At 67.5% G+C, this 22,221-nt stretch carries 19 protein-coding genes; 6 read left to right on the forward strand and 13 right to left on the reverse strand.

From position 1 onward, the window contains the following. Positions 1 to 999: 999 nt before the first annotated feature. The 3 genes from WS96_RS01840 to WS96_RS01850 form a co-directional block, all read right to left on the reverse strand. On the reverse strand, positions 1,000 to 2,139 hold the full coding sequence (locus tag WS96_RS01840; protein ID WP_059830224.1) for an acyltransferase family protein: 1,140 nt from the start codon (positions 2,137 to 2,139) through the stop codon (positions 1,000 to 1,002). Beyond that, positions 2,136 to 2,948 (reverse strand): OXA-1043 family class D beta-lactamase, encoded by an 813-nt coding sequence (blaOXA, locus tag WS96_RS01845; protein ID WP_059830225.1) that lies wholly within the window; start codon positions 2,946 to 2,948, stop codon positions 2,136 to 2,138. Before blaOXA ends, WS96_RS01840 begins: the two co-directional genes overlap by 4 nt. 326 nt (positions 2,949 to 3,274) lie before the next feature. Further along, complete coding sequence (locus tag WS96_RS01850) at positions 3,275 to 4,426, reverse strand: porin (protein ID WP_059795019.1); 1,152 nt, start codon at positions 4,424 to 4,426, stop codon at positions 3,275 to 3,277. Positions 4,427 to 4,998: 572 nt separating this feature from the next. Between WS96_RS01850 and WS96_RS01855 the strand changes: the two genes are divergently transcribed. The 3 genes from WS96_RS01855 to WS96_RS01865 all read left to right on the forward strand — a co-directional run bounded on the left by WS96_RS01855 (position 4,999) and on the right by WS96_RS01865 (position 7,911). Next, positions 4,999 to 6,036: an ABC transporter substrate-binding protein gene (locus tag WS96_RS01855; RefSeq protein ID WP_059784891.1), complete on the forward strand. Its 1,038-nt coding sequence runs from the start codon at positions 4,999 to 5,001 to the stop codon at positions 6,034 to 6,036. Between the two features lie 70 nt (positions 6,037 to 6,106). Next, on the forward strand, positions 6,107 to 7,075 hold the full coding sequence (locus tag WS96_RS01860) for an ABC transporter permease (protein WP_059830227.1): 969 nt from the start codon (positions 6,107 to 6,109) through the stop codon (positions 7,073 to 7,075). A 14-nt stretch (positions 7,076 to 7,089) separates the two neighbouring features. Next, entirely contained in the window at positions 7,090 to 7,911 is an 822-nt protein-coding gene (locus WS96_RS01865; protein WP_052100149.1) for a quaternary amine ABC transporter ATP-binding protein, read from the forward strand. A 157-nt stretch (positions 7,912 to 8,068) separates the two neighbouring features. Here WS96_RS01865 and WS96_RS01870 read toward each other — a convergent pair whose 3' ends face one another. From WS96_RS01870 to WS96_RS01895, 6 genes are all read right to left on the reverse strand, one after another. Beyond that, complete coding sequence (locus tag WS96_RS01870; RefSeq protein WP_059830228.1) at positions 8,069 to 8,656, reverse strand: class I SAM-dependent methyltransferase; 588 nt, start codon at positions 8,654 to 8,656, stop codon at positions 8,069 to 8,071. A 104-nt stretch (positions 8,657 to 8,760) separates the two neighbouring features. Then, on the reverse strand, positions 8,761 to 10,428 hold the full coding sequence (locus WS96_RS01875; protein ID WP_059830230.1) for a GMC family oxidoreductase: 1,668 nt from the start codon (positions 10,426 to 10,428) through the stop codon (positions 8,761 to 8,763). Positions 10,429 to 10,444: 16 nt separating this feature from the next. Continuing rightward, a complete protein-coding gene (locus tag WS96_RS01880) occupies positions 10,445 to 11,662 on the reverse strand; it encodes a mandelate racemase/muconate lactonizing enzyme family protein (protein ID WP_059830232.1) in 1,218 nt (405 codons plus the stop codon). Next, positions 11,659 to 12,981 (reverse strand): MFS transporter, encoded by a 1,323-nt coding sequence (locus WS96_RS01885; protein ID WP_236872741.1) that lies wholly within the window; start codon positions 12,979 to 12,981, stop codon positions 11,659 to 11,661. The genes WS96_RS01880 and WS96_RS01885 overlap by 4 nt, the downstream gene beginning before the upstream one ends. 106 nt (positions 12,982 to 13,087) lie before the next feature. Further along, the gene (aldA, locus tag WS96_RS01890) at positions 13,088 to 14,512 is read right to left on the reverse strand and encodes an aldehyde dehydrogenase (RefSeq protein ID WP_059830234.1); all 1,425 of its coding nucleotides are present in this window, start codon (positions 14,510 to 14,512) and stop codon (positions 13,088 to 13,090) included. 375 nt (positions 14,513 to 14,887) lie between these two features. Further along, positions 14,888 to 15,826, reverse strand: coding sequence for a LysR substrate-binding domain-containing protein (locus WS96_RS01895; protein WP_011356424.1), 939 nt, complete (start codon positions 15,824 to 15,826; stop codon positions 14,888 to 14,890). A gap of 220 nt (positions 15,827 to 16,046) precedes the next feature. Between WS96_RS01895 and WS96_RS01900 the strand changes: the two genes are divergently transcribed. Continuing rightward, positions 16,047 to 16,952, forward strand: a complete 906-nt coding sequence (locus tag WS96_RS01900) for a LysR substrate-binding domain-containing protein (protein WP_059830236.1) — start codon at positions 16,047 to 16,049, stop codon at positions 16,950 to 16,952. 102 nt (positions 16,953 to 17,054) lie between these two features. On the opposite strand, the gene WS96_RS01905 is transcribed toward WS96_RS01900, so the two are convergent. Further along, positions 17,055 to 17,408, reverse strand: coding sequence for a hypothetical protein (locus tag WS96_RS01905; RefSeq protein ID WP_059830238.1), 354 nt, complete (start codon positions 17,406 to 17,408; stop codon positions 17,055 to 17,057). After that, the gene (locus WS96_RS01910) at positions 17,405 to 18,163 is read right to left on the reverse strand and encodes a hypothetical protein (RefSeq protein WP_059830240.1); all 759 of its coding nucleotides are present in this window, start codon (positions 18,161 to 18,163) and stop codon (positions 17,405 to 17,407) included. The genes WS96_RS01905 and WS96_RS01910 overlap by 4 nt, the downstream gene beginning before the upstream one ends. A 414-nt stretch (positions 18,164 to 18,577) precedes the next feature. Between WS96_RS01910 and WS96_RS01915 the strand changes: the two genes are divergently transcribed. Together WS96_RS01915 and WS96_RS01920 are read left to right on the forward strand one after the other, a co-directional pair. Further along, positions 18,578 to 18,835: a type II toxin-antitoxin system ParD family antitoxin gene (locus tag WS96_RS01915; protein WP_059830242.1), complete on the forward strand. Its 258-nt coding sequence runs from the start codon at positions 18,578 to 18,580 to the stop codon at positions 18,833 to 18,835. Further along, on the forward strand, positions 18,832 to 19,131 hold the full coding sequence (locus tag WS96_RS01920; protein WP_059784859.1) for a type II toxin-antitoxin system RelE/ParE family toxin: 300 nt from the start codon (positions 18,832 to 18,834) through the stop codon (positions 19,129 to 19,131). Before WS96_RS01915 ends, WS96_RS01920 begins: the two co-directional genes overlap by 4 nt. Before the next feature lie 124 nt (positions 19,132 to 19,255). Here the strand turns inward: WS96_RS01920 and WS96_RS01925 are convergent, their stop codons facing one another. Beyond that, the gene (locus WS96_RS01925) at positions 19,256 to 20,629 is read right to left on the reverse strand and encodes an MFS transporter (protein ID WP_059830243.1); all 1,374 of its coding nucleotides are present in this window, start codon (positions 20,627 to 20,629) and stop codon (positions 19,256 to 19,258) included. 139 nt (positions 20,630 to 20,768) lie between these two features. After that, on the reverse strand, positions 20,769 to 22,220 hold the full coding sequence (locus WS96_RS01930; protein WP_034205601.1) for an NAD-dependent succinate-semialdehyde dehydrogenase: 1,452 nt from the start codon (positions 22,218 to 22,220) through the stop codon (positions 20,769 to 20,771). Between the last annotated feature and the right edge of the window lies 1 nt (position 22,221).

The following is a 22,221-nucleotide window of genomic DNA, read 5'->3' on the forward strand; positions in this document are numbered from 1 at the left end:
CGGTGTCCAATCTCCCGGCGCCGAGCGATGCTGCCGTGCAACGCGTTGCGCAGTACATCGGCATCGACGAGACGCGGGTGCGGGAGGCGAAACTGCTCGTCGATACCGACACGTTCCAGCGCAACCTCGTGCCGGGACGCAGCGTCGGTGCATATGATGGCCGCGTGACGACCACCAACCTGGGGGTGGCGGCCGACGTCAGCCTGATCAACAACGACGCATTCGATCGCGCAACGAACGGCGTATACATCGCTGCCTGGAACGTCTATTTGAATCAGGAGCTGAAATACACGTCGAACTCCGCGTTCACCGGCATCACCGACGTGTCGTGGGACTGGACGCACAAGGACCCGACCGGCAAGACGTCGCAAGGTCGCGGCAATCTGAACACGGTCACCGATCTGGCCGCGATCATGGGGATCAATCCGGACCTGAAGGTGTTCCAGGCGAGCGGCTATTTCGACGACGTGACGCCGTGGTACCAGACCCGGATCGACTTGCAGAACATGCAGATCGACCCCGCGCTGCGCAAGAACCTGCAGATCAACGAGTATCCGTCCGGGCACATGATTTATCTCGATCCCGAATCGCGCACCGCGTTGCGCGGCGACCTGCTGAAATTCTTCCAGGCGGTCGGTTCGGATCGGGCGGCGATGACGCGCATCCTGCGGTTGCAGAAGGCAGGTCGCGGGATCTGACGCGCGTCGGAACGGACGGCGGCACGACGACGCCTCCGGTTCGATCCCGGACCGGCAAACTGCGCAGCCCCTTCGAGACGCGCCCGGATCGTTGCGTCGGCGAGTCCCGCGACGCGTCGTCGCGAACGGATCGCCGGCAAATCGCGATGAAGTCGGGGCGATTCGCGCAAGGAACGCGTCGATCATCTGGCGTGATCGACGCGTCGTCAGCGGCGCTTGCGGTCCGGTCGGCCGGTATCGTGTTGGCGACACGGCCGAGCCGTGGCCGGGTTCTTCGTTGCGCGGCGCCGCACGCGGACAGCTAGACTCGCGTGCTGCTCGCCATCTGCACGGCAGGCCGCGACGCGACGCGCTTGATGAAGCGATCGAGCGGCGCCGCATAGCCGCGCGCGATGACTGCACTGAAACCTGCCGAAAGCACCAGATACGCGGCGAGCAGCGCGAGCTTGCCGTCGCCGTGCGTGGCGGACGGCGCCCAGAACGTGCGCAGCATGCCGAGCACGATCAGATGGAACAGATACAGCTCGTAGCTGAGCCGGCCGCTCCAGCGCAGCGGCGCGAGCATGCGGCCGCGACCGGGCGTGCGTTCCGCATGCGCGCCGATCAATAGCACGGCCGTGCCGAGCGCCATCGCGGAGACGCCGAACACATGGCTTTCGACGATCGGCCACGCGAGATAGAGCGCTGTCATCGCCGTTGCCGCGAGCCATTGCACGGGCGCCGCCGCGAGCACCTGCCAGCGCGCGCGTTCGGCCAGCAGCGCGGTGCAGCAGCCGATCGCGATGCCGTCGAAGCAGGCGAAGTACGCGTACAGGAAGCCGCCTTCGTCGCCCGAATGCGTGTAGCGGTACACGGGGCCGACCGCGGCGACCAGCAGCCAGAACGCGAACAGCAACGCGTCGCGGCGCAGTGCGATGCACAGCAGCGGGAACGACAGGTAGAACACTTCCTCGACCGACAGCGACCACAGTACGCCAAGCGCGTAGTTGACCCATCCGTACGTGCCGATCAGCACGTTCATCCAGAACGTGAGCGACGCCAGGTTCACGAGCCAGTACGACACGGCGACGCCCTGCGGCGCATGGTTCGCGAAGATCGGCACGCCGGCCGCGGCCAGTCCGTTGACGAGCGCGAGCAGCAGAAGCAGGCACGGGACGATCCGCGCGATGCGCGACACGTAGAACGCGCGCACGTCGAGCGTGCCGAGGCTGCCCCAGCGGCGGCGCGTGTTCGACGTGATCAGGTAGCCCGAGATCGCGAAGAACATCGTCACGCCGTAATTGCCGTTGCGCACGATCGCATGGACCGTGTCCCAGCCGAGCACGCGTGCGAGCGCGGTGTCGCGCAGCGGATACGCGATGTTGAAGTGATGCAGCAGGACGAGCAGGATCGATACGCCGCGCAGCAGGTCGATGCGGGCGTTGCGCGGGGCGGCGCTCATTGTGGCCGGGCCGGTTCGGCGAGCGCCGGCAGCGTCGCGAGAAACGTGTCGCGCGAGCGCAGGCCGGCATTCGGCGTGTGCGCCTGCTCATCCTGGATCAGGTTCGCGAACACGAGCGTACGCGCCCCCTTCGTTGCCCAGCCGACGAACCAGCCGTACGCGTGCGCGGCGTCGTACGCGAGGCCCGGCGATCCGGTCCCCGTCTTGCCGTGCACGGTCCAGCCGCCCGGCTGCGCGTCGAGCAGCGTGATGCGCTCGGTCATGTCGTACGCGTGCGCGCTGACGGGCAGCGTGCGGCGGACGATCTTGCGCATGAACGCGACCTGTTCGAGCGGCGAGATCCGTAGCGACGAGTTGACCCACGCGCCCATCACGCCGGGGAGTTCGCCCTGCCTGCTGGTGACGTCGGCATTGCCGTAGCCGAACGCGGTCGTGTACTGCTGGAAGCGCGCCTGCCCGAGCGCCTGCGTGACCTGCTCCGAATACCAGAAGATCGACAGCTTTATCCAGCGCGCCGGATCGGTCGGCTCGCGCCACGGCGCACCGCCCCAGTCGGGGTAGCCGGCGTGGAAGTCGAGCGTGGGCGTGTGCTCGTCCTTCAGCACGCCGGCGTCGAAGCCCATCAGGCCGATTGCGACCTTGAACGTCGATGCGGGCGTCACGCGGGTCGTGCAATCGCCCTGCTGCACGAGCACGTTGCCGGTGGCGGCGTCGGCGACGACGGTGCAGACGGGATGGGCGCGAGCGGACGCGGCGGCGACGAGGCCGGCGAAGGCGAGCAGCGCATGACGCCAGTGCTTCAAGTGCATCTCCTTGAAAAGCATGCGGAAGGTGTGCGGGGCGGGCGGGGAGCGGAAGGCCGTGCGCAATCGAAGCGACGGCCGGCATTCGATGACGAGGTCGATCGCCGCCGTCGGGATAGCTCACAGTGTATCGGCGGATCGCGGGCTGTCGACCTGTCATGGTTGACGGGGCACGCGTGCGACCTTCGCCGGTTCCGGCGGTTCATGTCGTTCGCGCACCCGTTGCCGGGCCGATGAAAAAACCCGCCGGCAGACCTGTGCCTGCGGGCGGGCGAAGACACCTCGCGCCGACCGGCGCGGGTATCGCGTGAAGAACGGAGAACGGGCTGGCGTCAGAACTTGTGGCGCAGCGCGAGCCGTACGGCCACCTGGTTCGACGTCGACGACGGCGCATCCGTGCCGGGGATGAATGCGTTGTCGAGGATCGAGTTCGTCCGGTCGCCGGCGATGTGCTGGTACGCGGCCTGCACGTACACGTCGGTGCGCTTCGACAGGTTGTAGTCGGCCATTAGCCCGACCGAATGGATCTTCGGCTTCGCGTCGCCGCTCGATGCGTCGTACTTCTCGAGCGACAGCACGTACTGCGCGCCGACCATGAACGCCGGCGTGATCTGGTACGAGCCGTTCACCTCGAAGTTCTGGTACTTGATCGCGCTGACCGTCGCTCCCGGCGCGATGATCGCGCCCGGCGTGCCCAGGTAGCCGTTGCCGGTCGGGTTCTTGTAGTTCGAGTTCGTGTACGCGAAGCCGACGGTCGCCGGCCCGAACGTATAGTTGATGCCCGCGCCGAACACGCGCATGCGCTCGGCGATGTAGCTCGCGTCGTTCGCGGTGATCGCGCCGGCCGAGCCGTTGCCCGGATGGTTCGCCTGCAGGTACGCGGCGCCGATCAGCAGCCCGCTGTTCTGGTACTGCGCGCCGAAGCTGTACGCGCGGTTGTCGGAGAAACCGGTGCTGTTGCTGAAGCTGTATGCGCCGCCGAACTGGAAGCCGCCGAAACTCGGGCTCGCGTATTTCACCGTGTTGTCGAGGCGGAACGAGTTGTCGGTGTTGTCGTTGTCGAACGGGTGCGCGAGCAGGTAGCCGCCCCAGTTGCCGTTGGCGGTGGTCGGCGCGAGATAGTCGACGACGGAATCGTACTGGCGGCCGAACGTCAGCGTGCCGTACTGCGCCTGGCTCAGGCCGACGTAAGCCTGGCGGCCGAACATGCGGCCGCCCTGGCCGAGCCGGCCGCTGTTCACGTCGAAGCCGTTTTCGAGCTGGAAGATCGCCTTCATGCCGCCGCCGAGATCCTCGCTGCCCTTCAGGCCCCAGCGGCTGCCCTGCGCGTAGCCGCTGGCCATTTCGTAGACGTGGCCGGTGCCGACGTTGTTCGTGTAGTTCAGGCCTTCGTCGATCACGCCGTACAGCGTGACGCTACTTTGCGCGAACGCGGGCACGGCGAAGGTTGCCGTTACGGCGAGCGCCGTCAGGGTCTTTTTCATTGATGAGATCTCCGGGATATCCAGCTCATATCGGTTGTCGTGAGCGCGTCCGGCGAGGCGCGCCCCGTCATCCGGGGCGATCCGGCGCAGCGCGTGCGGCGCCGGATCGCGCAACGCGCGGCGGCGCGGCACCCGGCAACGTCGGGTCGTGTCTCCTCCGATGACACCGCGCATTCTTCCGAAGCCGAAACGGAATCGAAAGCGAGTAATTTCGATGGATGGGATCGGGTTCGCCAATGGGGGCGCGACGGGCGGTTTCGACAGCGGAAACCGGCGGCTCGGCGTCGCGGTGCGAGGTCGCCCGGGCAACGGGCGAGCGGCGCGCAATGCCGCCCGCGCCGGGCCGTGGCCGCACGACCGGAAAACGGCCGGGAGGCCCGCCGCACGGGCCTCGCGGCGCGTCGGGCGATCGATTGACGCAGCCGATTGCAATGATCGGAATTACTCGTTTCCCTAAACAAATTGGCGGTTCGACCATGCAGGCTGACCGGGCGTGGATGCATTCGCGATGCGCCGGTCGCCGCGCCTGCCGCGACGCACAAACAACAGATTCGATTTGGAGACGACCCACCATGCAGATTCGACGACTGAAAACGGCCCTTCTCGCCGCCGCGGCGATCCTGTCCGCGCCCGCGGCCCACGCGGCCGGCGGCGCGTGCACCGACGGCAAGACGGTCCATTTCGCGAGCATCACGTGGGAGAGCGGGGCGTTCGCGACCGAGGTGCTGCGGCAGATCATGGAGAAGGGCTACGGCTGCAAGACGGACGTCGTGCCGGGCAGCACGGCCGCCACCGAAACGGCGCTCGCACGCAACGACCTGCAGATCTGGGCCGAGCAGTGGACGGGCCGCAGCGAGATCACCGCGAAGGCGGTCGCGTCGGGCGCCGTGAAGCTGATCGGCGACACGCTGCCGGGCGGCACGACGGAAGGCTGGTTCGTGCCCGACTACGTGGTGAAGGGCGATCCGGCGCGCCACATCAAGCCGGTCGCGCCGGGGCTCGTGTCGGTCGACGATCTGCCGAAGTACAAGCAGGTGTTCGCCGACGAGGAGGAGCCGGACAAGGGCCGTTTCCTGAATTGCCCGACCGGCTGGGACTGCGAGCGCGTGAACACGCGCCTGCTGCGTGTGCTGAAGCTCGACCAGTCCTATACGAACTTCCATCCGGGCACGGGCGCGGCGCTGGACGCGGCGATCGCGTCCGCGTACCAGCGCGGCGCGCCGATCGTGTTCTATTACTGGGGCCCGGCCGCGCTGATGGCGAAGTACAAGTTCACCGCGCTGAAGATGCCGGCCTATAACGAAGCATGCTGGAAGACGTTGCGCGACGAGAGCAGCACGCATCAGTGCGCGTCGTCGTACATGGTGTCGCGGCTGACGGTCGGCGTGTCGAAGCCGTTCGCCGATGCGAACCCCGATCTCGTCGGCGTATTCGGCAAGGTGCGTTTTCCGATGGACTTCCTGAACCAGACGATCCTCGAGATGACGACGAAGAAGATCGACGGCGCGGCGATGGCCACGCAGTTCCTGAAGACCCGCCCGGACATGTGGAAGCAGTGGGTGCCGGCCGACGTCGCGCAGAAGATCGCCGGCAGCCTGAAGGGCGCGTAACCTGCGCGCGGCGGCGGGCTCGCGCCTGCCGCCGCCGTCATGCGCCTTCGCGGCGCGACGGAGAATCAACATGGACGGTTTCTTTCTGCACCTGTCGATCGCCGACTGGGTCAACGGCGCGCTCGAGACGTTCGTCGCGCAATACGGCGACGGCTTCCATCGTTTCAGCGCGCTGGTCCTGCGCTACCTGCTCGTGCCGCTCGAAGGCGCGCTGCGCGCGGCGCCGCCGTGGCTCGTGCTGCTGGTCGTCGGCGCGATCGCGTGGAACGCGACGCGCCGCATCGGGCTCGGCGCGCTCTTCATGCTGCTGCTCTATGCGATCGGCTGCTTCGGCCTGTGGGACAAACTGATGCAGACGCTCGCGCTGATGCTCGTCGCGACGGTGCTGTCGGTCGCGGTCGGCGTGCCGCTCGGCATTCTCGCGTCGCGCAGCGCCTGGCTGCGCAGGATGCTGTTGCCGGTGCTCGACGTGATGCAGACGCTGCCGAGCTTCGTGTACCTGATTCCGGTGCTGATGCTGTTCGGGCTCGGCAAGGTGCCCGCGATCCTCGCGACGATCATCTACGCGCTGCCGCCGCTGATTCGCCTGACCGATCTCGGCATCCGCCAGGTCGATCCGGACGTGACGGAAGCCGCGCGCGCGTTCGGCACCACGCGCTGGCAACTGCTCGTCAACGTGCAGTTGCCGCTGGCGCGGCCGAGCATCATGGCCGGCATCAACCAGACGACGATGATGGCGCTGTCGATGGTCGTGATCGCGTCGATGATCGGCTCGCGCGGGCTCGGCGAGGACGTGCTCGCGGGCATCCAGACGCTCGACGTCGGCAAGGGCACGCAGGCCGGTCTCGCGATCGTGATTCTCGCGATCGTGATCGACCGGATCAGCCAGGGCTTCGGCCAGGAGCGGCGCGCCCGGCGGCGGCTCGCGCAGCAGCGCCGGCAGCGGGGCGCGTCGCGGGTGCCGTACCGGCTGCCGGGCAAGGCGGCATCGTCGGCGGGCGTCGATTCGAATCAGGCGACGCAATCGTCGCGCGCATAGGAACGGAGGCAAACATGGCGACCATCGACGTCAAACACGTGTACAAGCTGTTCGGGCCGCAGGCCGCGCATGCACGCGTGCTCGACCTGCTGCGGGCCGGCAAGCGCAAGGCCGACGTGCTGGCCGAAACGGGCTGCAACGTCGGGCTCAACGACGTGAGCCTCGGCATCGCGTCGGGCGAGATCTTCGTGATCATGGGGCTGTCGGGTTCCGGGAAATCGACGCTCGTGCGGCACTTCAACCGGCTGATCGAGCCGACCGCCGGCGAGATCGTGATCGACGGCCGCGACGTGATCAAGCTCGATGCGCACGGGCTGCGCGAGTTGCGCCGCTACAAGGTCAGCATGGTGTTCCAGAACTTCGGGCTGCTGCCGCACCAGACGGTGCTCGACAACGCCGCGTATGCGCTGCGCACGCGCGGCGAGAAGCGACACGACGCGGCCGATGCGGCGCGCAACTGGCTGACGAAGGTCGGGCTCGACGGCTACGGCGACCATTACCCGGACGAGCTGTCGGGCGGAATGCGCCAGCGCGTCGGGCTGGCGCGCGCGCTGGCGGCCGACACCGACGTGCTGCTGATGGACGAGGCGTTTTCCGCGCTCGATCCGCTGATCCGCACCGAGATGCAGGATCAGTTGCTCGAACTGCAGGCGACGCTCGCGAAGACCATCGTGTTCATCACGCACGATCTCGACGAGGCGTTGCGCATCGGCGACCGGATCGCGATCCTGCGCGACGGCACGCTCGTGCAGGTCGGAACGCCGGACGACATCCTGTCGCGGCCGGCGGACGACTATGTGAGACGGTTCGTGGAGAAGCGCACGAGCGTGGCTTGAGCGGCCGGATCGCTGCGTGAATGAAAAACGGCGCATCGCGATGAGCGGTGCGCCGTTTTTTACAGGGTTGGGCGACGGGATTCGTGCGACGAGCGGCGCTTCCCGCCAGTTGCCGATGCAGCGAACTCGTCGGCACGTGTCTTCACGCCACGCCCGCCTACTTGCTGCCGAGCACACAGGCAAGCGGATGCGACGCCGTGCCGTTGCGCTGCACGGCGACGGACCCGAAGCCCGCGCCGCTCATCAGCCGCGCGAGCTTGTCGGGCCGATGGGCATCGTAGGGCGCGCGGTCGAGGTCGCGAACGGTGATCGCGACGATCCCGCCGCGCCGGACGACGCGCCGCAATTCGCGCAGGCCGTGTGCGGGCGCGGGCCAGAAGTAGATGCAGTTGATCGAGAACGCCTTGTCGAACGCGTCGTCCGGGAACGGCAGCGCGTCGACGGAGCCGAGCGCGAGGTTCACGCGTCCTTGTTCGATGGGTACGCGGTTCAAGCGTTTCGCGGCGGCCAGCATGGTCAGCGAGTGATCGACGCCGGCGACGTGGCAGGACGGCGCCGCTTCGGTCGCGAGCCGGATCGCGTCGCCGGGGCCGAACCCGACTTCGAGTACCCGGTCGCTGTCGCCGATCGCCAGCAGCGACAGGGTCCACACGTTGTCCAGCCGGTTGTGCCGGCGCATGATGCGGCCGGCGATGCGCCCGGCGAGGCCGCGCGGCCGGCCGGGTTGCCCGAGATGAGTCGCCATGATGTGCTCTCCTTTCCGGCCCGGGCGAGCAAGCGGCGTGCCGCCGGCAGGGCCGCGGCGGCGGCCGGGGAGAGCAGGGAGCCGCGCGGGCCCCGTTCGCCGGCTCAGGGCGCGACGGTTTCCCGTTCGCCTTCGCGCGCGCCGGTCGTCTCGCCGCGCCGCGCGTCGGCCAGAATCAGGTCGGCCCCTTTCTCCGCGACCATCATCGTCGGCGCGTTGATGTTGCCCGACGTGATGTTCGGAAACACCGACGCATCGACGATCCGCAGCGCCTGCAGCCCGTGCACGCGCAGCGACGCATCGACGACGGACGTCGCCGCATCGGGACCCATCGCGCACGAGCCGCACAGGTGGTAGATCGAACCCGATTGCTCGCGGAAGTATTGCAGCATCGCCTCATCGGAATCGACTTGCGGGCCCGGCGAAATTTCCTCGACGGTCATCGATTTCAACGCCGGCGCGCGCATCAGCGCACGGATCAGCTTGCTGCCCTGCACGGCTTCGTCGAGATCCTTCTGCGTGGTCAGCGCGTTGATGTGGATCCTCGCGGCATCCTCCGCGCGGTTCGACGCGATCTCGATCGTGCCGCGGCTCGTCGGCCGGCACGGGTTGAACGCGATCAGGAAGCCCGAATACGGCTCGGGCTTGATGCTTGCGCGCTCGCTCTTCGGGATCCGGTACGACAGCGGGTTGAAGTAGAGCTGCAGGTTCGGTTCGTGCGCGTCGTCCGACCCGCGAAAGAAGCCGCCGGCCTGGTTCACGCTCATCGCGAGCGGGCCGCGCTTCGTCAGCAGGTAGCGCAGCCCGATCTTCATCTTGCCGAGCAGCGTGCCCATCTCGTCGTTCAGCGTCGGCCGGTTCGCCTTGAAGTAGAAGCTCACGCACAGGTGATCCTGCAGGTTGCGGCCGACGGCCGGCAGCGCATGCACGAGCGGCACGCGCCGGCGCGCGAGCAGCGCCGGATCGCCGACGCCCGACAGTTGCAGCAGCTTCGGCGTATCGACCGCGCCGGCGGCGAGAATCACCTCGCGCGCGGCGACGAGCGTTTCGTCGCCGTGCGCGCCGGCGACGACCACGCCGGTCGCACGCGTGCCGTCGAACGTCACGCGCCGCACGAGCACGCCGGCACGCAGCGTGAGGTTCGCACGACCGAGCGCGGGCCGCAGGTACGCGAAGCTGCTCGAACAGCGTTCGCCGTGCTTCGTGTTCAGGTCGTAGATGCCCGCGCCTTCGAACTGCGCGCCGTTGAAATCGTCGGTGCGCGGCAGGTTCAACTGCCCGCAGCCCTTCAGGAACTCGTGGACGATCGGATGCACGTCGGCCTTCATCGACGTGACGTGGATCGGCCCGGTCGCGCCGTGATGCTGCGGATCGGTCGTGCCGGCCGCGTGGGTTTCGAGCTTGCGGAAGTACGGCAGCACGTCGTCGTACGCCCAGCCCGGATTGCCGGCCGTCGCCCAGTCGTCGTAGTCGCTGCGCTGGCCGCGCACGTAGACCATCGCGTTGATCGAGCCCGACCCGCCGACCACCTTGCCGCGCGGGCAGTACAGCTTGCGCTCGGCGAGTTGCGCTTCGGGCTCGCTGTAGTACATCCAGTTGTAGCGGCGGTTGTAGTAGGTCTTCGTGAAGCCGACCGGTACCTTGAACCAGAACGACGCGTCGCGCTCGCCCGCTTCGAGCAGCAGCACCGAGTGCCGGCCCGATTCGCTCAGGCGATTCGCGAGGATGCAGCCGGCCGAGCCCGCGCCGACGATGATGTAGTCGTAGGTCATGTCGCTTCCTTTGCGCTCAGCCCTTCGCCGGGGCGAGGTCCTTCACGTCGACGGGCTTCTCGCCCATCTGCAGGTGCAGTCGCTCGCCCGTGTACGGCGTGTGGCGCTTCACGACGTCCATGTTCAGTTCGATGCCGAGGCCCGGCTCGTTCGACGGAACGATGTAGCCGTCTTCCCAGCGGATCGGCGTCTTCACGACTTCCGAATGGAAGCCGCCCCACGTCATGATGCTTTCCTGGATCAGGAAGTTCGGCGTGCAGGTCGCGAGCTGGATGCTGGCGGCAGCGCCCACCGGCCCGTTGTACAGGTGCGGCGCGATCTGCGCGTAGTGCACTTCCGCGAGCGTCGCGATCTTCTTCGCTTCGAGCAGGCCGCCCACGCGCGCGACGTTCAGTTGCAGGATCGATGCGCCGCCCGCCTGCAGCAGCTTGTGGAATTCGTACTTGGTCGTCAGGCGCTCGCCGGTCGCGATCGGAATCGACGTGTGCTTCGCGACTTCCGCGATCGCTTCTTCCTGCCCGGGCGGCACCGGTTCCTCGAACCACAGCGGGTCGTACTTTTCGAGCCGCTTCGCGAGCCGGATCGCCGACGACGGCACCATCTGCCCGTGCGTGCCGAACAGCAGGTCGGCCTTGCTGCCGACGGCTTCGCGCACGCGCCGGCAGAACAGTTCGCAGCGGTCGAGGACTTCGAGCGACAGCTGGTGGCCGGAATAGGCGGTGTACGGGCCGGCCGGATCGAACTTGACGGCCGTGAAGCCGAGCTTCACGTTCTCGGCCGCGCATTCGGCGGCCAGGTCGGGATCGTCGTAGTCGTATTCGCCGCGCGCGTTCTTCGGATACAGATACGTGTACGAGCGCAGCCGCTCGTGGATCCTGCCGCCGAGCAGTTCGTACACGGGCTTGCCGGCCGCCTTGCCGACGATGTCCCAGCACGCCATTTCGAGGCCGCTGACCACGCCCATCATCGTCAGGTCCGGCCGCTGCGTGAAGCCGCTCGAATACGCCTGGCGGAACAGCCGCTCGACGTGGTGCGGGTCGTGGTTCAGCAGGTAGCGGTCGAACACGTCGTCGATGATCGGGCCCATCGCCTTCGGGTGGAACGTCGCCGAATAGATCTCGCCGACGCCTTCGATGCCGTCGTCGGTCTTCAGTTTCACGAAGATCCAGTACATGCCGCCGATGTGCGGCGGCGGCACGGCGACGATATGGGTTTCGAGCGAAACGATCTTCATGCGGACTCCTGGATGCGGTTGAGGCGGGTTTTGAGGAACGCGGCGGCGCCCGCTCCGCAGAGCGCCACGGCCGCGATATAGCCGAAATAGAGCTGGTAGCCGTGCGCGCCCGGCCAGGTCTGCGTCACGTAGCCGTTGATCAGCGGCACGAACACGTCGGGCGAATAGCCGAGCACCGAGATCAGGCCGATCGCGAGGCCCGCGCAGTGCGTCGGCACCTTGCAGTCGTCGAGCAGCGACCAGTACAGGCCGCGGATCGCGTAAGTGAGGATGCCGATGAACAGCACGAGCACGACGAGCATCGCCTGCGGGCTGTGCGCGGGCGCCGCGATCAGTCCGACCAGCGACAGCGCGGCGAGCACGAGCGCCCAGAACAGCACGGACACTTTCGACACGCGGTCGCCGAGGAAGCCGCCGCCGATGCCGCCGACGGGGCGCATCCACAGCTTGAGCGTCGTGATGAAGCCGGCCGCCGTCGCGCTGAGCCCGAAATTGCCTTCGTGCAGGTACGCCGAGAAGCTGTAGGTGGCCCAGAACACCTGGTAGCCGCAGAACACGATCGCGGCGACGAGCCACAGCTCGGGGATCGCCGCGAGCGTTTTCAGGTCGCTCAGGACGTTGCCCCTGGCGCGCTTGATGGCGGCCGCACGGTCGTCGGTGCGCGCCGGATCCTTCACCAGCGCGAGCACCACGCCGAGCCCGATGCAGCAGAACGCGTACAGGTGCACCACGAGCTTGAAGCCGGCCGCATCGGTACCGCCGTGCGTGTGCGTCACGTACGCGAACAGCGTGATCGCGATCGTCGCGAGCAGCGCCTCGACGAGCCCGCGGCCGCCGTCGAGCAACCCGAAGAAGCGGCCCTGTTCGTCGCGGCCCGCGATCATGTTCACGCGCTTGATCACGGCCGCCCAGAACGTGAGGCCGGTCGTCAGCCCCCAGCCGGCGAAGATCGCCACGAGCGTGTTGAACGACGGCCCGGTCGCGTAGATCAGCCCGAGCGCGCCCGTCGCGAGCAGCGAGAAGCAGATCAGCCAGCGCGGCGACAGGCGGTCGGCGAGCCAGCCGCTCGGCAGGTAGCTGACGAGAAAGATCGTGCCGAGCGACGAGTACAGGTAGCCGAGCTGCACGTCGTCGATCCGGAAGAACTGCAGCATCGTCGGCTGGTACACCTGCCGCAGATACAGCATCGGATAGATCGCGCCCGCGGCAATCACGAGCAGCAGCAGTTGCAGGTAGCGTTGCGAGCGCGAATGCGGCGACGCGTGGGCGTCGTCGTGCAACGCGAGCGACGCGGCGGGCGTCGACGGTTGGGTCGGCATGATGTCTTCCTCCATCAGACTTCCGTGGCTCGGAGGTCTGCAGATTTGTTTTGTGTCGGATCGGATCAGGGGGACGCGCCGGCGACGGTGCGCCGGCGCGGCGGCGTCAATACTTCATGACGACGAGGCGCGTCTGCGTGAATTCGAGCATGCCGTGCTTGCCGTCGTCGCCGCCGAGGCCCGAGCGCTTCCAGCCGGCGTGGAAGCCCTGATACGGATCGGCCGGCGTGCGGTTCACGTACAGTTCGCCCGCCTCGATTGCGTTCGCGACGGTCATCGCGGTGCGGTAGCGCTCGGTGTAGAGCACCGACGACAGGCCGAACTGGTGATCGTTCGCGAAGCCGATGGCCTCGTCGAGCGTCGTGTAGCGCAGCACCGGCATGACCGGGCCGAAGGTTTCCTCCTGCACGATCTCCATGTCCTGGCGGCAGTTCGTCAGCAGCGTGGCCGGGTAGAAGAAACCGGGGCCGTCGGGGATCGTGCCGCCGGTTTCGAGCGTCGCACCCGCCGCGACCGCGCGTTCGACCATTCCGTGGATGTGCGCGCGCGCGGCCGCACTGACGAGCGGGCCCATCCGCGTGGCGTCTTGCGCGCGGTCGCCGCTGCGCACGGCGGCCATCTTGTCCTTCAGCAACGCGACGAAGCGGTCGTGCACGCTGTCGTGCACGTACACGCGTTCGATCGCCGTGCACAGCTGGCCGCAATGCGTCGTCTTCGATGCGACGAGCGCGGCGGCCGCGCGTTCGAGATCGGCGTCGGGCTCGATGATCGCGGGCGTCTTGCCGCCGAGCTCGAGCGACGGCTTCGCGATGTTCGCCTTGCAGTAGTCGAGCACCTTGCGGCCCGCGTTCACGCTGCCGGTCAGCGTGATCATCCCGACCGCCGGATGCGTGCACAGCGCTTCGGCCGTCGCATGGTCCATCGTCAGGATGTTGACGACGCCCGGCGGGAAGCCGGCCTCGTCGACGGCCTTCGCGATCTCGAACGCCGACACCGGCGTGTGATTGCTCGGCCGCACGACCACGGTGTTGCCGGCGATTAGCGCGGGCGCGACCTTGCGCAGCAGCGTGTACACGGGATAGTTGAACGGGATCAGGCACGCGACGACGCCGATCGGTTCGCGCTGCAGGAACAGGTTCTCGTCGGGCGTATCGCTCGGAATGATCTCGCCCTCGATCCGGCGCGCCCACTCGGCGTGGTAACGCGTGATCTGCCCGGCGTAGACGGCTTCGTTCGATGCGTCCTCGACGCTCTTGCCGGATTCCTGCGCGAGCGCCGCGCCGATTTCGGGCGCGCGCGCGGTCAGCGCGTCGGCGAAGCGGTGCAGGTATGCGGCGCGCTCGGCGCTCGGCAGCGTGCGCCACGCCTTTTGCGCGGCGGCGGCAGCGTCGACGGCGGCGAGCGCGTCGGCCGGCGTCGCGGCCGGCACGCGCGCGAACGGCGCTTCGGTGGCGGGGTTGCTGACGACGATGAACGTGTCGCTTTCCGGGGCGACGAAACGGCCGTTCACGTAGTTGCGTTCGATGCGCATGAAAGTGACTCCTCCGATGGATGCCGGCGGATCGCTTCGGGTGGCGACACGCGTGGCACGGGATGGAGTCATTCTGTTCATGCGTTTATCGCACGACAAACGACTTATTTTTGCGTCGACCATGAGAAAAACGCACGTTACTCCGCGAATCGGCCGGAATCGCCCGTCAGGCAAGGCGATGACGGCTGGCGGCGTGCGTGGCGAAGGTGCGGGCCTTCGGGTATTTTCCGACTGGTCCGAGTGCGGACGGACGCGCGAGCGGGTAAGGTGTCGCCCGCGGACGCGTCCGTATCCGCATCCGCATCCGCGGGCGGCGGGCGGCGGGCGGCAGGCGGCAGGCGGCGGGCGGACCGCGGACCGCGGGCCGGGCAGATCTCAGGCCAACGGCACTTGCGGCAGCGGCGACGACGGTTCGAGGTGGCGTTTCGCGAGCCACACTTCCTGCTGCAGCCAGTCGCGGAACTGCACGATGTGCGGCAGGTTCGTCTGCTCGGGTCGCGTGACGAACCAGTACGACTGGTGGCCGTCGACGTGCACGTTGAGCACCTGCATCAACTGCCCGGTCGCGAGTTCGCGCGCGACCATGTGACGGTCGGCGATGGTGATCCCGAGGCCGTCGATCGCCGCGCGGATCGCATGGTCGAGCAGGTCGAATTCGTAGCCGCCGCGCGTGTCGACGTCGGCGATGCCGGCGGCCTTCAGCCAGTGCTGCCAGGTCAGGTAGCGCTGGTCGTCGGTCGCGAGCACGTGCAGCAGCGTGAAGCGGTTCAGGTCGATCGGCGCGCCGTCCTGCCGCAGCCGCGCATACAGCGCGGGCGCACAGACGGCGATATGCTGCTCCTGCATCAGCAGCGCGTTGTCGAAGCCGTCCCATTCGCCGTCGCCGAACCGGATCGCGCAGTCGAGCACGCGGGATTCGCCGAGGCTGTCGTGGATGCGCGTCGTGAGGCTCAGCTCGAACTCGGGATGCGCGTCGCGCAGGCGGCCGAGGCGCGGCATCAGCCAGCGCGCGGCGAAGGTGGGCGGCACGTTCGCGCGCAGGCGGTTCAGGTGGGTTTTTTCCTGCAGGCTGCGCACCGTCAACTCGATCTTGTCGAACGATTGCTGCAGCGCGCGCAGCAGCACGCGGCCGGCCGCCGTCAGTTCGAGCTGGTGATGGCGGCGCTCGAGCAGGGTTTCGCCGAGCTGGCCTTCGAGCTGGCGGACCTGCCGGCTCACCGCGCTCTGCGTCACGTTGAGCAGTTCGGCCGCGCGCGTGAAGCTGCCGGTGCGGCCGGCCATCTCGAAGGCTTTCAGCGCATTCAGCGCCGGCATCTTGCGTCTCACGGGGCAATGTCGTGTTTGGTGCGGGATGCTTATTGTAGGCGGGAGGCCGGCACGGCGGGGCGATGAATGACGGGGTGAATGGCGCCGGGCCTCGGGGTTTTCACGGCATGACGGCCGGCGCGCTTTTCTGCGATAAAGCTGCCCGCGGAATGGCCGGCGGCGCCGGCCGGCAACCATACGAACGATACGAACGAAGGGGACACACATCATGCGACGCCTGCCATCGTTGATCGCGCTGCGATTTTTCGAGGAGACCGCGCGTCATCTGAGCTTCAATCGCGCGGCGGTGTCGCTGTGCGTGACGCAAGGCGCGGTGAGCCGGCAGATCCGGCTGCTCGAGGAAGCGCTCGGCGCCCGCCTGTTCGAGCGCGATCACAAGGGCGTGCGCCTGACCGACGCCGGCCAGCGGTTGCTGCCGTTCATCGGGCAGGCGTTCGACACGATCGAACGCGGTGTCGGCGAAATCGCCGCGACGCGGCCGGGCGCGAAGCGGCGCCTGACGATATCGCTGCCGCCGACGTTCGCCACGCAGTGGTTCTCGCCGCGGCTCGGCACGCTCGCGGAGGCGCTGCCCGACGTCGAGCTGTCGATCCGCACCGAGCCGGCCGACGATTGCGATTGTCATGTCCGCTTCGGGCGTGCGGCGCGGCCGGGCATGCATTCGGAGCTCCTGATGATGGAGCGGCATGCGCTGGTCGGCGCGCCGCGCTACCGAGGCGACACGCTCGATGCGCTGCTCGGCCGGCTGCCGTCGCTGCACGTGCTGCACGAGGGCCGGCGCCTGACGCTGTGGGCCGACTGGTGCGAGCAGGCCGGCATCGCGCCCGAACGAATCGGCGACGGCATCGAGTTCTCGACGCTCGAACAGGCGATCCGTGCGGCGCGCAAGGGCGCGGGGCTTGCCGTGGTCGACCTCACGATGATCGAGGAGGAGATCGCCGAAGGCAGCCTCGTGCGGCTGTCGCCGGTGCAGCCGATCGGGCCGTTCGGCTATTGGCTCGATATCGCGCCGGAGAGCGTCGCGGTCGAGCATGTGGTGGCGTTTGCGGAGTGGCTGCGGGAGCAGGCGGCGAGGAAGGGGGAGGGGACGACGTCACCGGTGAGACGCGGCTGACGGGCGGGGATGAAAGGATGGTCCCGTCCGAGCCCGACACGCGTTCGTCCCCGCTTCGCTATCCGTCAACGACTGTCACGGCGCCGGCTATCGGTCGCCGGGTCATTGATCGGGATCGAGGCCGAAATGGAGGAGCGTTTCCCGCCGTCCGACGGCCCTTGCTTCCTCTTCCGAAATGATCGGGAGCTGACTCTTCGCATGATCCATGCGTCCAACGTCGAATACCTTTCGTTGCGACCGTGATGCGGGCCCGTTGGCCGGTCGCGCGCCATATCCGGCGGCGAAATCGCGCATGATGCGCGCCAGGCCGTGTTGGAGCGCATTCGCGACGGACGTATCGATGAACTGCCTGGCTTCCGCTCGACGAATGGCGCGATGTTCGCTTGTCGAGCGGCCGCGCTTCACCGCAGCGCGCGTCATCCGGAAGCCGATGATGGAACCGTGCTTTACCGTCATTCGTACATCTCCTTTTCAATCAGGTAGTCGCGCAACGCCAGCAGAGACGCCCGGCGCGGATCAACGTCGAATGTCATCCACCGATGGGATCCGGCCGCACGCCAGAAGTCGCGCCCGGACCTCGTCGCGTAGAGCGCACGCAGCGATCGCAGGCTTCCATCGGCCAATCCGATCGGGTATCCGCGGAAATACTGGAACAGCGCTGCTTCGTCGTCGTGCTCGCCGGGAATGGGCGCATCGAATCCGAATCTCGGCCACGCGTAGTACCCGTGGAGCCGTGGTCCGCCGGGTTGGGGTGCCGTCTTTCGGCCGCCCACCGCGAGTGCGACTATTCTGGCAATCCCCAACGTATCGCATGCTCGGGCGATTCTCCACAGCATGGCCGCGCCGAGTCCGGCGACTGCGCTATCGGAAAGATCGATGATTCCGAGTTCGAGTACGGACGCATCCGTGTTTTTGACGACGGATATCCGGTTTTCGGATCGAATCAACCTTGGATGAGTGACGGCGAAGGTCAGCCTGCCTGAACTATCGAGATAAGCCTGAACATCCGAATCGGCCGGTGCGCCACACAGCGACACGAGCAGTTCGTCGCCAACTTCCTGTTCCACACCGAGCAACGCAGGAATGTCCAGATCGTTTCGCTCGATCGTCAGCCGATCGTCGAAGTACGTCGCTTCGTACGGGAGAACGTGGCTGAGATCGACGTGACGGGCAGGCATGATTGCGCGCGAGAAACGGAAAGCACGCAGCATATCGTCGCGCGGCCGGCGCGCCGAGTCTGCCGAATGGCTGGGTCGCACGACGGTTGGCCAGCCTGCCCGCATTGCCGGTCGAGCGTTGGCAGCGCCTCCCGGCCGACCGACGAGGCGCCCGATTGCGCGTTGCGCTTGCCGGCAGGTCCGACACCCCGGGGCGAATATGCCATCAGGCCAGGTTGTGGCGTGACGGTCTCGTCGCGCATGATCGGCGTTCGGAGAGCGAGATCGGGACGGGCGTACGCGTAGCGCCGTTGCGTATCGCGCAAACGCACCCGATACGCGTACCGCGCCATCCGCCCGGTCGGTGAGCGGCGTCGACACCTCATCAGTCAGGAGTTCCATTCTTGATAATAGTTGATAACCCGGCTAATCTGCCTGCATCGGAATTCATGCCGTCTGGAGGGCAACATGATCAGTGCCGACCTTGGCCCGCAACTGGAAAGCTACGTCGCGAAGCTGGTCGAATCCGGCCGTTACGGATCCAAAAGCGAAGTGCTTCGGGAAGGCGTGCGCTTGATTCAGGACCGCGAAGCGCAACTGAGCGCACTCGATGCCGTGATCGCCCGCAGCCTTGCCGATGCGGACGCGGGACGCGGAGCAGACCTGGCGGACGTGTTCGATCGTCTGGAAGCGAAGTATCGGGCGCAGGCGGATCGTCAGGCGTGATCGTGCGCCTGTCCGGTTTTGCGATAACCGAACTGGAACTGATCGCCGATTACATCGCACGCGACAATCCGCAACGTGCGATCACGTTCGTGCGGGAGCTTCGCGAAAAGTGCCTGAGCCTCGCCGAGATGCCGTTCGCGTTCCCGCTGGTGCCGCGCTTCGAAGCCCACGGCGTGCGGCATCGCGGATACGGCAATTTTCAGATTTTCTATCGGGTCAAAGGCGATCCCCCCGTGCAGATCGACGTGCTTCACGTACTGCACGGCGCGCGGGACTGCACGAGCATTCTGTTCTGAGCCGAGCGGCGAGTTCCGGCTTTTTCGTCAGCGGCAAAGTACGCGTTACAAACGAAGGAACCTGGCCGGGTTCCTTCGTTGCGAGCGCGATGCCGCGCCTCCTGCCGTCGGCACCGCACTCGCCTCAATGCCCCGCCGCCTCCTCCAGCGTCAGATGCTTGGTCTCCGGCGCCCACGCGATCGACACGAGCATCCCGACCAGCAGCACGCCGGCCAGCGCGAACATCGTCGCGTGAAAGCCGAGCGTCGCGATGCCGACCGGCAGCAGGAACGTGCCGATCGCCGAACCGAGCCGGCTGCACGCGATCGCGAGGCCCACGCCGCTCGCACGCACCTCGGTCGGGAAGCATTCGGGCGGGAACACGCCGACGAGATTGCTGAACGCCGACATCGTCAGCGTGAAGATCGCGAACGCGACGATCATCGCGACGGCCGCCGACGACGGCAGCACCGCCAGCGCGACGAGCGACGCGCACGTCACCGCGAACGAACCGATCAGGAAGCCGCGGCGCGACAACCGGATCGTGAGCCAGATCCCGATCAGCGCGCCGAGCACGAGGAAGCCGTTCAGCAGGAGGTCGGCGCCGAAACCTTCGGCGAGACCGATGGTCTTCAGGATCGTCGGCAGGAACGTGTAGATCGCGAAATACGGAATCACGAGACACACGAAGAACGCGCAGTTGAAGGCGGTGCGGCGAATCAGGTCCGGCCGGAACAGTCGCGCGAAGCCGCCGTGCGCATGCGGTTCGGCCGAACCGTCGAGCATCACGTGCGGCCCGAAATGTTTCGCGACGATCGCGCGCGCCTCCTGCACGCGGCCCTTGCCGAGCAGCCAGCGCGGCGATTCGGGCGTGCCGATGCGCAGCACCAGCACGATCAGCGCGGGCAGCGCGGCCGATGCGAGCAGCCAGCGCCATGCATCGGGCGCGGCGTCGCTGTACGCGAGGCCGAGCACGTTCGCGGCGACATAGCCGATCGTCCAGATCACGCTGAACGAACCGAGCAACGCGCCGCGATGCTTGCGCGGCGAAAATTCGGCGAGGATCGCGTGGCCGACCGTGAAGTCGCCGCCCATCCCGAAGCCGATCAGCACGCGCAGCACGCACAGTTCGAGCGGCGAGCTCACGAAGAACTGCGCGAACGCAGCCGCGGTGATGATCACGAAGCTCGTCAGGAAGATCTTCTGCCGGCCCATCCGGTCGGACAGCCAGCCGAACACGAGGCTGCCGAAGAAGATGCCGATCAGCGCGGAGCTGCCGATCATCCCCATCCAGAACGCGTCGATCGGCATCTGCTTGCCGAGTGCGGCGAGCGCATAGCCGATCGTGCCGAGCGTGTAGCCCTCGGTGAAATGCGCGCCGAACGTCAGGCCGGCGATCTTCACGTGGAAGCGGTTGAGCGGCACGTCGTCGAGCGCGACGGGGCGGTGCGGCACATCGGCGCCGCGCGACAGCGGCAGCGCGCGTGCGGTGCCGGATTGAACGTTGGCTTGATTCAAGCAGCCTCCTGGATTGTTATGTGTGTCGTCGTCGCAAGCGGTGCGCGACGAACCGACGTCGTCGCGCGACCGTGCGACGCGCCGCGCAGCCGGACGGCGCGCGGCGCGAGCCGTCCGCCGGGCGGCGGCCGGGCAGCGCTCAGCGGCCGAGGCCGGCCATCAGCGTGTACTTGAGCTCCACGTATTCGTCGAGGCCGTACTTCGAGCCTTCGCGCCCGAGCCCTGATTGCTTGACGCCGCCGAACGGCGCGACTTCGGTCGAGATGATCCCGTCGTTGACGCCGACCATCCCGCTTTCCAGCGCGCCCGACACACGCCATGCGCGGCCGAGGTCGCGCGTGTAGAAATACGCGGACAGCCCGAACGGCGTGTCGTTGGCCGCGGCGACGGCTTCATCCTCGGTCGTGAAGCGGAAGCAGCCGGCGACGGGGCCGAAGGTTTCCTCTTCGGCGATCAGCATGTCGGGCGTCATGCCGGTCAGCACGGTCGGCTCGTAGAAGGTGCCGCCGAGCGCGTGGCGCTTGCCGCCGGTGAGCACGTTCGCGCCTTTCGCGGTGGCGTCGGCGACGTGCCGCTCGACCTTGCCGAGCGCCGCTTCGTTGATCAGCGGGCCCTGGTCGACTTCGCCCGCGAGCGCGTTGCCGACCCGCAGCTTGCGCACGGCGTCCGCGAGCTTGCGCGTGAACGCGTCGTACACGCCGTCCTGCACGAGGAAGCGGTTCACGCACACGCAGGTCTGGCCGGTGTTGCGGAACTTCGACGCGATCGCACCGTCGACCGCCGCATCGAGATCGGCGTCGTCGAACACGATGAACGGCGCGTTGCCGCCGAGTTCGAGCGACAGCTTCTTCAGCGTGTCGGCCGACTGCTTCGCGAGTAGCTTGCCGACCCGCGTCGAGCCGGTGAACGACAGCTTGCGCACGACGGGCGAGCTCGTCAGCGTCTCGCCGATCGCGACCGCGTCGCCCGACACCACGTTGAACACGCCGGCCGGCACGCCCGCGCGCTCGGCGAGCACCGCGAGCGCGAACGCCGACAGCGGCGTTTCCTCGGACGGCTTGAGCACCATCGTGCAGCCGGCCGCGAGCGCCGGGCCGGCCTTGCGCGTGATCATCGCGAGCGGGAAATTCCACGGCGTGATCGCCGCGACGACGCCGACCGGCTCGCGCGTGACGACGATCTGCGCATTCGGCTTCGGGCTCGGGATCACGTCGCCGTACATGCGCTTCGCTTCTTCCGCGAACCATTCGAGAAAGCTGGCCGCGTAGGCCACTTCGCCGCGCGCCTCCGCGAGCGGCTTGCCCTGTTCGCGCGTCAGCAGCTCGGCGAGCGCATCGCGGTGTTCGAGCATCAGCTCGCCCCAGCGCTTCACGCGTGCGCCGCGCTCCTTCGCGGTCAGCGCGCGCCAGGCGGGAAACGCGCGGGCGGCCGCGTCGATCGCGCGCTGCGTGTCGTCGGCGCCGCCTTTCGCGACCTTCGCGATCGTCTCGCCGGTCGCCGGGTTCAGCACCGGATAGGTCGCATCGCTCGCGCCATGCGATTCGTGCCATTCGCCGCCGATGTAATGGCCGGTCCTCAGAAATTCGTTCATC

It is taken from the genome of Burkholderia sp. MSMB1835 (assembly GCF_001526365.1).
GTDB lineage: Bacteria > Pseudomonadota > Gammaproteobacteria > Burkholderiales > Burkholderiaceae > Burkholderia.

What these genes read in the sequence shown, in the direction of transcription:
- WS96_RS01840 (WP_059830224.1), bottom strand. Translation starts at nt 2,139, where the DNA reads ATGAGCGCCGCCCCGCGCAACGCCCGCATCGACCTGCTGCGCGGCGTA.
- blaOXA (WP_059830225.1), bottom strand. Translation starts at nt 2,948, where the DNA reads ATGCACTTGAAGCACTGGCGTCATGCGCTGCTCGCCTTCGCCGGCCTC.
- WS96_RS01850 (WP_059795019.1), bottom strand. Translation starts at nt 4,426, where the DNA reads ATGAAAAAGACCCTGACGGCGCTCGCCGTAACGGCAACCTTCGCCGTG.
- WS96_RS01855 (WP_059784891.1), top strand. Translation starts at nt 4,999, where the DNA reads ATGCAGATTCGACGACTGAAAACGGCCCTTCTCGCCGCCGCGGCGATC.
- WS96_RS01860 (WP_059830227.1), top strand. Translation starts at nt 6,107, where the DNA reads ATGGACGGTTTCTTTCTGCACCTGTCGATCGCCGACTGGGTCAACGGC.
- WS96_RS01865 (WP_052100149.1), top strand. Translation starts at nt 7,090, where the DNA reads ATGGCGACCATCGACGTCAAACACGTGTACAAGCTGTTCGGGCCGCAG.
- WS96_RS01870 (WP_059830228.1), bottom strand. Translation starts at nt 8,656, where the DNA reads ATGGCGACTCATCTCGGGCAACCCGGCCGGCCGCGCGGCCTCGCCGGG.
- WS96_RS01875 (WP_059830230.1), bottom strand. Translation starts at nt 10,428, where the DNA reads ATGACCTACGACTACATCATCGTCGGCGCGGGCTCGGCCGGCTGCATC.
- WS96_RS01880 (WP_059830232.1), bottom strand. Translation starts at nt 11,662, where the DNA reads ATGAAGATCGTTTCGCTCGAAACCCATATCGTCGCCGTGCCGCCGCCG.
- WS96_RS01885 (WP_236872741.1), bottom strand. Translation starts at nt 12,981, where the DNA reads ATGCCGACCCAACCGTCGACGCCCGCCGCGTCGCTCGCGTTGCACGAC.
- aldA (WP_059830234.1), bottom strand. Translation starts at nt 14,512, where the DNA reads ATGCGCATCGAACGCAACTACGTGAACGGCCGTTTCGTCGCCCCGGAA.
- WS96_RS01895 (WP_011356424.1), bottom strand. Translation starts at nt 15,826, where the DNA reads ATGCCGGCGCTGAATGCGCTGAAAGCCTTCGAGATGGCCGGCCGCACC.
- WS96_RS01900 (WP_059830236.1), top strand. Translation starts at nt 16,047, where the DNA reads ATGCGACGCCTGCCATCGTTGATCGCGCTGCGATTTTTCGAGGAGACC.
- WS96_RS01905 (WP_059830238.1), bottom strand. Translation starts at nt 17,408, where the DNA reads ATGACGGTAAAGCACGGTTCCATCATCGGCTTCCGGATGACGCGCGCT.
- WS96_RS01910 (WP_059830240.1), bottom strand. Translation starts at nt 18,163, where the DNA reads ATGCTGCGTGCTTTCCGTTTCTCGCGCGCAATCATGCCTGCCCGTCAC.
- WS96_RS01915 (WP_059830242.1), top strand. Translation starts at nt 18,578, where the DNA reads ATGATCAGTGCCGACCTTGGCCCGCAACTGGAAAGCTACGTCGCGAAG.
- WS96_RS01930 (WP_034205601.1), bottom strand. Translation starts at nt 22,220, where the DNA reads ATGAACGAATTTCTGAGGACCGGCCATTACATCGGCGGCGAATGGCAC.